10 protein-coding genes and 1 pseudogene are annotated in these 12432 nt (G+C 71.6%); 10 read left to right on the forward strand and 1 reads right to left on the reverse strand.

The genetic code is table 11. The features are described from left to right. Positions 1-16: 16 nt before the first annotated feature. From IF37_RS0106950 to IF37_RS0106985, 8 genes are all read left to right on the forward strand, one after another. The gene (locus IF37_RS0106950; RefSeq protein WP_079165595.1) at positions 17-658 is read left to right on the forward strand and encodes a type VII secretion system-associated protein; all 642 of its coding nucleotides are present in this window, start codon (positions 17-19) and stop codon (positions 656-658) included. Between the two features lie 307 nt (positions 659-965). Continuing rightward, positions 966-1676 carry an HAD-IA family hydrolase gene (locus IF37_RS0106955; protein ID WP_052845021.1) on the forward strand — a complete coding sequence of 237 codons (711 nt, stop codon included), beginning with the start codon at positions 966-968 and terminating at the stop codon, positions 1674-1676. Between the two features lie 34 nt (positions 1677-1710). Beyond that, on the forward strand, positions 1711-2739 hold the full coding sequence (locus IF37_RS0106960) for a glycosyltransferase (RefSeq protein ID WP_030737838.1): 1029 nt from the start codon (positions 1711-1713) through the stop codon (positions 2737-2739). Then, positions 2736-4010, forward strand: a complete 1275-nt coding sequence (locus IF37_RS0106965; protein ID WP_030737841.1) for a sugar MFS transporter — start codon at positions 2736-2738, stop codon at positions 4008-4010. The genes IF37_RS0106960 and IF37_RS0106965 overlap by 4 nt, the downstream gene beginning before the upstream one ends. Before the next feature lie 82 nt (positions 4011-4092). Beyond that, positions 4093-5247, forward strand: a complete 1155-nt coding sequence (locus IF37_RS0106970) for a zinc-binding dehydrogenase (protein WP_052845015.1) — start codon at positions 4093-4095, stop codon at positions 5245-5247. Next, positions 5244-6587 carry a trehalase family glycosidase gene (locus IF37_RS0106975; RefSeq protein WP_030737844.1) on the forward strand — a complete coding sequence of 448 codons (1344 nt, stop codon included), beginning with the start codon at positions 5244-5246 and terminating at the stop codon, positions 6585-6587. Before IF37_RS0106970 ends, IF37_RS0106975 begins: the two co-directional genes overlap by 4 nt. Beyond that, on the forward strand, positions 6584-7594 hold the full coding sequence (locus IF37_RS40735) for a Gfo/Idh/MocA family protein (RefSeq protein WP_052845016.1): 1011 nt from the start codon (positions 6584-6586) through the stop codon (positions 7592-7594). The genes IF37_RS0106975 and IF37_RS40735 overlap by 4 nt, the downstream gene beginning before the upstream one ends. A gap of 153 nt (positions 7595-7747) precedes the next feature. Then, positions 7748-9310: a carbamoyltransferase C-terminal domain-containing protein gene (locus tag IF37_RS0106985; RefSeq protein WP_030737847.1), complete on the forward strand. Its 1563-nt coding sequence runs from the start codon at positions 7748-7750 to the stop codon at positions 9308-9310. A gap of 167 nt (positions 9311-9477) precedes the next feature. Here IF37_RS0106985 and IF37_RS45555 read toward each other — a convergent pair. Beyond that, positions 9478-9617, reverse strand: a pseudogene (locus IF37_RS45555) (sugar ABC transporter ATP-binding protein); the annotation flags it as partial. A 770-nt stretch (positions 9618-10387) separates the two neighbouring features. On the opposite strand from IF37_RS45555, the gene IF37_RS0106990 reads away from it, so the two are divergent. Together IF37_RS0106990 and IF37_RS44365 are read left to right on the forward strand one after the other, a co-directional pair. Further along, on the forward strand, positions 10388-11863 hold the full coding sequence (locus IF37_RS0106990; protein ID WP_030737848.1) for an amino acid permease: 1476 nt from the start codon (positions 10388-10390) through the stop codon (positions 11861-11863). Positions 11864-12158: 295 nt separating this feature from the next. Beyond that, complete coding sequence (locus IF37_RS44365) at positions 12159-12308, forward strand: hypothetical protein (protein WP_158727304.1); 150 nt, start codon at positions 12159-12161, stop codon at positions 12306-12308. The last annotated feature ends 124 nt before the right edge of the window (positions 12309-12432 follow it).

The raw sequence follows: 12432 nt of genomic DNA on the forward strand, positions 1-12432 counted from the left end.
GACACCGAGGAGACCGATGACCAACGCTGACGCGCCGGGGACGGCGTCCGGCACGGCGACGCCGGAGGAGTCGCCGGTGGCCGGCGACCTGCGGGACGCCCCCGAGATACCGGACGACCTGCGCGCGGCCGCGAAGCGGGCGCCCGACCACTGGCTGGGCATGGTCGACCCGGCGTGGTCCGGCGACGGGCCCCCGCCGGCCTGGGCGGTGCGGGGCCGGTGGCGTTCCGACGCGGACGGCGAGATCGTTCAGTGGGAGAAGAACGAGGAGTACCGGCCCTCTCCTTCGGCCCGTGGCTGGCCGCCGCCGACCGACGAGGTGGACGAGGCCGTCCAGTTCGCCGTCACCGGTTACGGCCCGGCCGAGGAGGTGACGCGGCGCCTGGCTCAGGCCGAGGTGGCCGTACCCGTCGACGCCGACGGACGGCCGCTGCTCGCCGCCACCCCGGACGGCATCCCCGTCGTCCCCGTCCACACCTCCGCCGCGCAGATCGACGCCCTGGGTCGGCTGGCCTACGAGGCCGTGCCGGTCGCCCGGCTGCTCGACGTACTGGAGCCGGAGCACCGCCTGCTGCTCAACCCCAGTGGCGCGGCCAGCCTGCTGCTGGAGACGGACGCGCTCAGACGAGCCGTGGCGGGGGAGCAGCCGGCGGCTTGACCGGCGAATTTGCTGGGATTGCTGCGGATGGCTGGTCGCGCATCGAAATATTTCGAGCAATGAGAATATCTATTTTCGGCGTCAGTCGCTCTTTTTCTCAGTGCCGGCCCACGTCCCGACGGGCAACGCTTCAGCCCGGACGGCCGGTTTACTCGCGGTAATGTGGACCGTCCGGTGGCTGCGTGATTATCTGTGTTCACCGCCCTGGCCAAGGACCGTGTCGAATTCCTCCGGAACATGTGGTGAACAGTGTTGTCCGCCTCTCCGGGAAATTATAAAAAATGTGCGGCATGCCCAAGAGGTGCTGATGAGCGTGAAAGCGCAAGCCGTCCTGTTCGACAACGACGGAACCCTGGTCGACTCGACGGCCGCGATCCTGCGCTGTTGGACGCGATGGGGCGAGGAACACGGACTGCCCGCGGGTACGTTCGACCCGGTCAAGGCGTTCGGCCGGCCGGTGACCGAGGTCGTCCCCGAGGTGCTGCCCGCCGAACGGGTGGCGGCCGCGGTGGCCCGGTACGAGGACCTCGAAGCCGACGACGTCGAATGCGTGCTGCTGCCCGGAGCCGCCGAAGTGCTGCGCGCCCTCGGTGACGGCCGGTGGGCGGTGGTCACGTCCGCCAGCCGCCGCACGGCCGTCGCACGGCTGCGCCGGGTGGGCATCGAGGCACCGGTCCTCGTCACCGCGGACGACGTCGCCCGGGGCAAGCCCGACCCCGAGCCCTTCCTCGCCGCGGCGGCCCGGCTGTGCGTGGCGCCGGCCGACTGCCTGGTCGTCGAGGACGCGCCGGCCGGACTGAGGTCGGCCAGGGCCGCCGGCATGCGCAGCCTCGCGGTGACGACCACCCACCCCGCCTCCCTCCTGCGGGAGGCCGACCACCTCGTCACGGGCCTCGACGCCCTGCGTGTCCGGCGCACCCCGGACGGCCTGACGATCGACCTCGCACCCGGCTCCGGGCCACTGCCGGAGCGGCACGCCGTGACCGCCGCATCCCACGACATGCCCAGCGCCACCTGATCAACCGTCAGCAACGAGAACTCCGGGAACCCCCATGCCCCCTGCCACGACCCGGCCGGACACCGTCGGCTTCGTGATCCCCTACTTCGACGACGGCTCGGCGTGGCGCCGGGACTGTCTTCGCTTAACCCTGGCCAGTCTAGAACGGCAGACGGATCCCGCGTGGTCCGCCTACCTGGTGGACGACGCCTCCCCCGCCCCGGACACCGCGGAGTTCCTGGCCGGCCTCGCCTCCTCCCAGTCCGGCTCCCTGACGGTGCTGCGCGCCCCGCGGAACGCCGGCGCCGGGCAGGCCAGGAACCTGGGCATCGAGGCCGCGCACCGGGACGGGCACGCGCTGCTGGCCTACCTGGACGCCGACGACCTGGCACACCCGGACCGGGTGGCCGCGGTGCGCGCCGCCTTCGCCGCCGACCCGGAGCTGGACTTCGCGTACAACGACGTCGCGTTCATCGACGAGCACGGCGCACCGTGGGACCCGGAGCGGCTGCTGCCCGGCCTGCGCATGCTCGACGAGCAGCAGCGGCTGCCCAAGCTGCGCGGCCGTGAGCGGTGGCGGGAGCAGGCCGTCGAGCGGGACAACATCGCCATACCGTCCGCGATGAACGTACGCACCGACCTGGCCTTGCGCGTCCCCTTCCCGGAGGTGCCGTTCTGCGAGGACGTGGCGACCCTCTTCCGCTACCTGGGCAGCGGAGCCAGGATCGACCACGTACCGGGTGTCCCGACCGGATACCGGGTGCCCCTGGAGGGCGGCAGCTCCTCCCGCAAGCAGTCCGGCGGGGTGGACGCGTTCAACCGGATGCGCTGCCGCAACGAACGCGCGGGGCTTGAGGAGGCCATCGCGACCGCCGTGCGGCGGGGTGCCGTCGACGAACGGACGGGCCGCGAGGTGCTGTGCCGCTACCTCATCCGCATCGGCCGTACGGTGAGCGCCGACGGGAGCCCGGAACTGGGCCGGTCCCAGCTGCGCCAGGCCCACGCACTCGATCCGGAGACGTTCGCCGCCCACGCGACGGCGGCGGAACGCGCGGACCTCCCGGCCCCCTCGGCCGCCCGGTGAACGACGCCGAGCCCGACGAGATCCCGCCGTCGGCCGGGGGAGAGCATCCGTCGGCGGCGCACGCCCCTTCCGCCACCGTCCAGACCATGACCGGCGTCTACCTGTTCCTGGTCCACGGTGTCGTGGCCCTCGGCATGGGGCTGGTCCCCGCGCTGGTCACCACCTTCCGCACGGATTACGGGCTGACCGGCGCCCAGATCGCCAACATCCAGAATGTGAAGGACTTAGGGCTCATCACGGCGATGTTCGCCGGACCGGTCGTCCTGCGCCGGATCGGGGTCGCGTCGATGACCGCGCTGGCCGTCCTGGTGGCACTGGCGGGGTGCGTGGTGCTGATCACCGCGCGGAACCACCCCGGGGTGCTGGCCGGAGCCTTCCTGCACGGCGCGGCCTTCTCCCTGGGCGGTATGGCCACGGTCTCCTATCTGTTCCGGCTGCCCAGGCGCTACCACCGGATCTCCGCGCTGTACGCGATGTTCGGCGTGGCCAACTTCGTCGCGCCCTTCCTGGTCGGCCTCCTGGTGTCGCGTGACGGCGACTACCGGGCGGTGTACGCGGTCTTCGCGGCGGCGCTGACGGTGCTGGTCGCCTCGGGCATGGTGTTGCGCCGCTCCACCGGCCCGGCGGCCCTCGGCGACCCGGACCGCTCGGCGCAGCCCCGGCTGACCCTGGAACGGCTGCGCGCGTGGTTCCCGGACATCGCGGTGTACGCCGCGCTGATGGCGGGCGAGACCATCGTCGTGGCCTGGCTCACCTCACTGGGGCAGTACCGCTACGGACTCACCCTGTCCGAGGCGTCCTTCCTGCTGGCCCTGTTGTGGGTGACCCACACGGTGGCCCGGCTGGCCGGGGACCTCCTCGTCAGGCACCTGTCCGTGCCCGCCGTCGTGCTCGGCGGCGTCACGCTGATCATCGTCGGTGACGTCCTGCTGTGCGCGGGCTCGCTGACCCTGGCCTACCTGGGCGTGGTGGTCTTCGCCGTCGGCGCGGCCCCCCTCGTCCCCGTCCACCAGGGCTGGGCACTGAGCCGGACCCCCGTCCGGCAGCACGGCTCGCTCAACGCGTCGCTCGGTGTCGGCTCGGCCGCCCTGACCACCGCGATGGTCTGGCTGACGGGTCTCGCCGTGGACCTGGACACCCGCGGCCCCTTCCTCCTGTCGGCCGTCGGCTCGGCCGGCCTCGCCTGCTGGGCGCTGCGCTCGCGTCGCGGGAGCGCTCCCATTCGCAAGTCGCCGTCAGACGCGCAGGACGAAGGCGTCCTGACCGCGTGACCCGCCGCGCGTGCGGACCGGCACGGGACACCGCGCGACACCAACGGCCCATCACACCTGCCTGCTGCAAAGGGATTGCCTTATGCGTGCGTACCTGATGTCCGGCCCCGGACACCTGGCTCTGGGAGAGGTCCCCGATCCGGTGTGCGGACCCGACGAGGTCATCCTGCGAACGGAGGCCGTGTCCATCTGCTCCACCGACGTCTCCTACTTCCGGGGCCACCTCTTCCCCGAAACCTGGCCGCTGATCCCCGGGCACGAGTACGTCGGGCAGGCGGTCCAGGTCGGCGCCGACCTCCGCGGTGTCGTGAGCGAGGGCGACCGGGTCTGCTACTGGGGCCAGACCGACTTCGGCGGCATGGCCGACTACCGGGTCATCCGCCCCCTGTTCGCCGATCGCGGCGCGGTCCGGGAGACCACCTGGTACACCCACCGGCACTTCCACGACTCCCACCAGGCCGCGGCCGTCGTCGTGCCGCCGGAGCTGCCCGGGCACCTCGCCACCGTGATCGAACCGCTCACCTCCGTGCTGCGCTCGCTGCTGCTGAACGCCCCGCGGCCCGGCGACGACTGCGTGCTGCTCGGCTGCGGACCGAGCGGCCTGCTGGCCCTCCAGGTGATGCTGCGGTACTTCGGCGTGCGCTCGGTGACCGTGCTCGATCTGAACGAGGCCCGGCTGGCCCGGGCGAAGGCGGCCGGCGCCACCACCGTGGTCAACCTCGCCCACCAGGTCCCGGAGGTCGAGGCGCTGATCGCCGAGTACGAGGACCAGCGCGCCGACTTCGTCTTCGACGCGCTCCCGCACCTGGACGCCCACGTGGGCCCGGACGCCCGCGAACTCGCCATGGGGCTGCTGCGGCCCGGCGGCGACTACGTCGTCTACGGCGCCGCCGGCCTGCCCCAGCAGCTCAGCTCCTGGATGATCCTCGCCAAGGGACTGCGGCTGAGGGCCACGCCCTTCGACGTCCGGGCGTTCTCCATGACCCGCTCCGCCCACGTCGCCCGGGTCGCGCTGGACCTCGTCGTACGCGGCGTCGTGGACGCCGGCGCGGTGGTGACCTCACTGATCGCCTTCGAGGACGAGGACGGGGTGCGGGACGCCTTCGAGAACTACGGCCTCGACGGCGGCATGAAGGCGTCCATCACCACCGCGGCGCTGCCCGGTTCACCGGCCGTCCGGGAGGCGCCGCGCGAGACGGACGGCGACGTCCGGGAGACGAGCGGGTCCCTGCTGTGAGCACCGCCTTCCGCCCGCCGGCCGCCGACGGCACCGCACCCGCCGCCGCGGCGGCCGCTGCCGCCGCCCACGCGCGGCACACGCTGGCCGCCAACCACCGCACCGGCACCGACCACGGCCTGGGTTACGACTTCACCTGTCCCTCGCCGGACAGCTACCCCTTCCAATGGGCCTGGGACAGCTGCTACCACGCCATCGCCCTGAGCCGGGTCGATCCGGCGCGGGCCGCCGCCGAGATCGACAGTCTGCTGCACGGTCTCACCCCCGACGGCTTCCTGCCGCACATGCTCCTGTGGCAGCGGGACCTGCGCGCCCGGGCGACCGAGGACTTCCGGATCGCGCTGTGGGACGGCTGGACCTCGATCACCGTCGCACCGCCCGTCCTGGCCAGAGCGATCGAACGAGTGTACGAGGAAGGTGGAGACCGGACCTGGCTGGCCTCGGTGCTGCCCCGGGCCGAAGCGTTCTTCGACTGGCTGGACCGCCGACGCGCCCTGCCGAACGGTCTGCCGGCCATCCACCAGCCGGACGAGTCCGGCCTCGACTCCAGCAGCAAGTACGACGCGGCGCTGGGCATCGCGGATGCCCCGGCCGCCGAGGTCGCCGACCGGTGGCACCAGGCCATGCGCGAGCTGCTCCGGCACTACCAGCCCAGCCGCAGCCCCGACTCCGTCCCCACCGGACCCGGCGCCTTCCACTGGGTCGACGTCCTGTTCGGCACGGTGTACGCCGACGGGCTGGCCGCCCTGTCCCGGCTGCGGGCCGCCCTCGACCCGGCCGACCCCGCGGCGGACGTCCACGCCCGGCGCGCGGCCCGGGTGACGAATGCGCTGGTGGCGGAGTGCTGGGACGAGGAGGCGGGCGCGTTCTGGGACATCGACCTGCGCTCCGGCGAGCCGCAGAAGGTGCTCACCGTCTCCTCGCTCTTCCCGATCCTGCTGGACGGCGTCCCCGACCGGCTCGCGCAGCGCGTCATCGACGAACACCTGCTGAATCCCGAGCGGTTCTGGCTCACGTACCCGGTTCCCAGCGTCTCGGCGGACGAGCCGACGTTCGACCCGCACTTCGAGACCGGGGCGATCTTCCGCGGATCGAGCTGGGTCAACCTCAACTGGTACCTGTACGGGGGCCTGCGCGCCCGCGGACGGCACGAGGCGGCCCGCGAACTGGCCCACCGCACCCTCCGGATGGCGGCGCTGTCCGGGATGCGGGAGTGCTACGACCCGCACACCGGAGCGGGGCAGGGGGCGACCTCCTTCGGCTGGAGCTCCCTCGTACTCGACCTGATGGCGGCGGAAGGCATGGCGGCGGACGGCACGGCGGGGGAGGAGCGGGCATGACGTCGACGACCGAGACCACCGTCGGCTGGGGGTTCCTGGGCGCCGGCCACATCGCCACGGCCAGCCTGGGACCGGCGCTGCGCGGCCTGGCGGGCACCGAACTGCGCGCCGCCGCCGGACGTGACCCGGGGCGCGCCGCCGCCCTGGGCGCGGTGGCCGCCCACACCGACTACGCCGCCCTCCTAGCGGACGACACGGTGGACGTGGTCTACATCGCCCTGCACAACAGCGTCCACGCGGAGTGGGCCGTACGGGCACTGGAGTCCGGCAAGCACGTGCTGTGCGAGAAGCCGCTCGGCCTGTCCGCCGACGAGGTGAAGGACATGACCGACGCCGCCCGGGCGGCGGACCGGCTCCTGGTGGAGGCCGCCTGGAACCGCTGGCACCCCCGGACCCGGGACATCGCCCGGCTGCTGGCCCAGGGCGTCATCGGCGAGGTCCGGCACGTCGAGGCCGTCTTCGACGGGGCCGACCCGGACCGGCACAACTACCGTCGCGACGCCGCGCTCGGCGGCGGTGCCCTGCTGGACGTGGGCTGCTACGCCGTCAGCGCGATCCTGGCGGCCCACGACTGGGCGGCGCCCACGGTCACCGCGGTGCGCCGTGAGACCTGGCCGGAAGGGTCCGCGGACCGCCGTACCCGCGCGGAGCTGCGGTTCGACCGGGGCACCGCCGGCCTGCTGGCGTCCCTCACGGGCACCGGGCAGGAAGCACTGGCGATCACGGGAACCGCGGGCACCCTGCACGCCGACCGCCCGTTCACCGCGGGCCGCGAGCCGGCCGGGCTGTGGGTGAGGACGGCGGCCGGCACCGACGTACGGCGCTACCCGCCAGTCGATCCCTACGCGCTCATGGCGGCCGAGGTGACGCGCGCCGTCCGCGGCGATGCGTCGGCGTACCTGGTGCCGCTGGAGGAGTCGCTGGCCGTGGCGGAGGCGATGGACGCGATTCGGCGCGCGCCGTCCGCCGGAGACATCGACGCCCCCGACGTCGTCCTCCGCGCCTGAAGCGACCCTGAACCGCTTCCCCCGGCCGCTTCCCCCGGTCCGCTCTCTCCGGTCCGCTCTCCCCGACCCGATTCTCCCGATCCGCTTTCCCCTGATCCGCTTTCCCCCGATCCGCGTTCTTTCGAACCGAACCGCGTTCCCCTGGAGGAATTCATGCTGATAGTGGCGTTCAAGCCCGGGCACGACGGCTGCATGGCGGCCATCCGAGACGGCGAGCTGCTCTACTCCCTGGAGTCCGAGAAGGACTCCTTCGCCCGCTACTCCTTCCTCACCCCCACCACCGTCCTGGAACTGGCCGAGCGGCTGGACGCGATCCCCGACGTCATCGCGGTCGGCGGCTGGCAGGAGACGGGCATCAACATCCGGGGTGTCGAGGGCGCGGGGTACACCGGCACCGACTCCGTCATCCTCCGGGAGAGCAGGTTCTTCGGGAAGAAGGTGCAGTACTTCTCCTCCTCCCACGAGCGCTCCCACATCATGGGCGGCATCGGAATGGCCCCCGCGGAGCGGCACCCGCTCCAGGCCGTCCTCGTCTGGGAGGGGCTCACCGGCAAGTTCTTCCTCGTCGACGACGCGTACCGGGTCGTGCGGACCATCGACGTGATGACGCAGCCCGGAGCCAAGTACGCGGCCCTCTTCGCCATCTGCGACCCCACCTTCGCCGCCGCCGGCAGCATCCCCCGGCTCAGCGACGCGGGCAAGCTCATGGCGCTCGCGGCCCACGCCGACCCCGGCGACGCGGACGCCGACATCACCGCCGCGATCGACCGTCTGCTGAAGCTCGACAACGTCTACCCGGTGCCGAAGGAGGAGTTCCGCGACACCCCGCTGTTCGACTGCGGCGTGACCTCCGCCGTCGGCACGACGGCCGCGGCGCTGCTCACCGAGCGCATGTTCCGGATCTTCGCCGACACCGCGATCCGTGAGCTGCCGCAGGGCATACCGCTGCGGATCGCCGGCGGCTGCGGCCTCAACTGCGACTGGAACGCGGAATGGGCCGACCTCGGTCACTTCAGCGAGGTCTTCGTACCGCCGTGCGCCAACGACACCGGCTCCGCGATCGGTACCGGCATCGACGCCCTCGCCACCCTCACCGGCAGCCCGCACATCTCGTGGAACGTCTACAGCGGGCTGGAGTTCGTCCGGGACCAGGTGCCCGACCCCTCCCGCTGGGCCCACCGCCGCCTCGACCACGACGCGCTCTCCGCGGCGCTCGCCGCCGGACGCGTGGTGGCCTGGGTCCAGGGCCGGTGGGAGATCGGCCCGCGGGCGCTGGGCAACCGCTCGCTGCTCGCCGACGCCTCCTCCGCGGCCAGCAAGGACCGGCTGAACGAGATCAAGCAGCGTGAGGACTACCGGCCGATCGCGCCCGCCGCCCGGGTGGAGGACCTGGCGGCCGCGTTCGACAAGGACTTCGAGGACCCGTACATGCTCTACTTCCGCAGGGTCCGCGACACACGTCTGAAGGCGGTGACCCACGTGGACGGCTCGGCGCGGGTCCAGACCGTCTCCGAGCAGACCAACGCGGAGCTGCACCGGCTGCTGGGGGCCGTCGCGTCCCGCTCGGGCACCGGCGTGCTCTGCAACACCAGCCTCAACTTCAACGGGCACGGCTTCATCAACCGCACGTCCGACCTCGTCGCGTACTGCGAGGCGCGCGGGGTGGACGACATGGTGATCGGGAACGACTGGTACCACCGGGCCGGGGGTGCGTGAGCGGATCCCCCGACGCGTCCGGCCGCCGTCGGCGGCCGGACACCGCGCCACGCGGGGCACCAGGGCGACCTGGTCCCGCGTGGCGCGGGCGCGCGCCGGACGGCCCGGGCCACGCGACGGCCGGCCGGGGCGCGTCCGGCCCCGGGCAAGGCGTCCCGGGGAAGCTCGCGCAGCACTGCCACCCAGTCCGCGCGGACTTGACGTCCCCGAGGTGGTGGCCGACGAACAGCACGCCGAGCCCGCGGTCGCGGAGCCGCTCGATGAGGACGAGGAACCGCGCGGTCCGCCGGATGCCCAGGGCCGCTGTGGTGCTCGGGGGTCCGGGCGGTCCTCACCTCGGCCCCCCGCGGGGCATCAGGACGGCCGTGAGCCGGTGGCATCTCTGCACGAACAGGAGAAGTCGTTGCCCTTTCGGGTCGGCTGAAAGTGCATGGCGAGGACTGTTCGAACAATGGCTGTGATCGTGATCGGAATTTCCCTCTTCTGACGATTGGTCACGATGTCCACGCAGTACAGTCATGCGGAGAAAGTCAGTCACCTGCTCCGATGGGCGGCCGGCTGGAACGGTGACACGGCCGGTGAAAGCATGTGGTCCTATTCGCTCGGACTGGGTGGCTCCCATGCCCTTCTGAACGGCTGGTTCAAGAATTCGAGAATCAGACAGTCGCTCACCGCCGAGGAACGCAGACTGCTGGAAATGGCGTTGAGCAGGTCGACGCGAAGACGGCGCTGACCTTACGGAGCCTCGCGGTCGTGGAGGTCCACGGTCGTGGAGATCGTCTCCCCGCCTGGACATCTGCCGGTCACCATCCGTCCCCTTCGGGTACGCCCGCTGTCCCATTGGACATCACGCGTGGCGGGGTGGCGCGGAGGGAGTCCGTCCGACCCCAGACTGCTCCGAGCGGTACGACCGTGGGCCCCTTCCGCGGCCCCACGGCACGCCGTCGGCGCCACGTCGTGGTGCCCGCACTTTATGTCATGTACCCAGCAATCCGGTGGTCGTGCGGCGTCCGCCGGTTCCGTCCTGCGCCGCTCCGGTTCCCGCTCGGCGCAGACACCCGAAGGTGAGCGACCATCATGAACGAACCTGTCACGACCACGACCGACGCCCCGAAACCCGCTGTCGCCGCGCCGGCCGCCACGGTCACCCACGTCGACGCGGGTGACGCCGGTTACCACAAGGACCTGAAGTCCCGGCACGTCAACATGATCGCGGTGGGCGGTGCGATCGGCACGGGCCTCTTCCTCGGTGCCGGCGGCCGGATGCACGACGCGGGTCCGTCCCTCTTCATCGCGTACGCCGTGTGCGGCGTCTTCGCGTTCCTCGTCGTACGGGCGCTGGGCGAACTGGTGCTCCACCGGCCCTCCTCCGGCGCGTTCGTCTCCTACTCGCGCGAGTTCATGGGGGAGAAGGGCGCGTACACGGCCGGCTGGCTCTACTTCGTCAACTGGGCCACCACCGCCGTCGCCGACATCACGGCGGTGGCCACCTACGCCCACTTCTGGTCCGCCTTCTCCGACATCCCGCAGTGGGTGCTCGCCCTGATCGCCCTGGCCGTCGTGCTGGCGGCCAACCTGATCTCGGTGAAGTACTTCGGCGAGATGGAGTTCTGGTTCGCCGTGGTCAAGGTCTCGGCCCTGGTCCTCTTCCTGATCGTCGGCCTCTACCTGGTGATCACCCAGCACCACGTCGACGGCAACACCCCGGGCCTCGCCACCGTCACCGAGCACGGCGGTCTGTTCCCGCACGGGTGGACGCCGATGCTGCTGCTGATCCAGGGAGTCGTCTTCGCCTACGCCGGCGTCGAGCTGTGCGGCATCGCGGCCGGCGAGACCGAGAACCCCGAGAAGATCATCCCGAAGGCCGTCAACTCCATCATGTGGCGCGTCGGGTTCTTCTACGTCGGGTCCGTCATCCTGCTCTCCCTGCTGCTGCCGTCCTCGGTCTACACCGCCGGTGAGAGCCCCTTCGTCACGGTCTTCACCAAGCTCGGCATCCCGGGCGCGGCCGACGTCATGAACCTCATCGTGCTGACCGCCGCCATGTCGAGCCTGAACTCCGGTCTCTACTCGACCGGACGCATCCTGCGCTCCATGTCCCTGTCCGGCTCCGCCCCCCGCTTCACGGGCGTGATGAACCGGGGCGGAGTGCCGTACGGCGGCATCCTGCTGACGGCCGGCTTCGGAGTCCTCGGCGTCGTCCTCAACTACGCGATGCCCGGCAAGGCCTTCGAGATCGTGATCAACTTCGCCTCCTTCGGCATCATCGGCACCTGGGGCATGATCATGATCTGTTCGCTGCTGTTCTGGAAGCGTTCCCAGGACGGCACCGTGACCCGCCCCGCGTTCCGGCTGCCCTGGGCCCCGTACACCCAGGTGGTCACCCTGGTCTTCCTCGCCTCGATCGTGGTGCTCATGTGGCAGGACGGCGGGGTCTCCCGCACCACCGTCGAGTGTCTCCCGCTGGTGATCGGTGCCCTGGTCGGCGGCTGGTTCGTGGTGCGGAGGAACGTTTCCTCGCAGGTGGCGGCCAACACGACGGGACAGGAGTGACGGCTCGCTGTCCGAAAGGGCACAGGGGGGAGCGGGACGCGCCGAGGGTGGTATCCGGTCGGATAGCTTCCGAGTGCGTCCGCTCGTCCCGGCCGATAGCGGATGGGCTCCGGCACGAATCCTCCCTCGTGAACTGACCCACGGAAGGGCCGACGGACACAAGCGGGTGCCCGGTGCCGCACAACGGCGCCGGGCATTCGCCGGCCCGGTCCTCGGCGATCCGCCGGGATCCGGTCGTACGCACCTTGTCAAGTGCCCGGACCGGGCACGTCTCTCTCGATGAAAGGATTGGACCATGCGACGCAATGTCCGTATGCGCCTGGGCGTGTGCCTGGGCGGTCTGTTCGCGGCAGCGCTGGCGTTCGGCACCGTGGCCGTGGTCGACGCCGTCGACAACCCCGGAACCACGCACACCACCGCCACGGTCGGTTACCCGGGCTGGTGACGACCGGTCTCCGCAGGGCCGAAAGGCGTGCCTGATCCCGGGCCCGCCCCTTCGGCGCGGGAGTCCTCCGGTGTGCGGGGCGGGGTACCTCCCCGGCACCCCCTCCGCACACCGGTTTTCCCGT

This window comes from Streptomyces sp. NRRL S-31, from assembly GCF_000718775.1.
Taxonomy (GTDB): domain Bacteria; phylum Actinomycetota; class Actinomycetes; order Streptomycetales; family Streptomycetaceae; genus Streptomyces.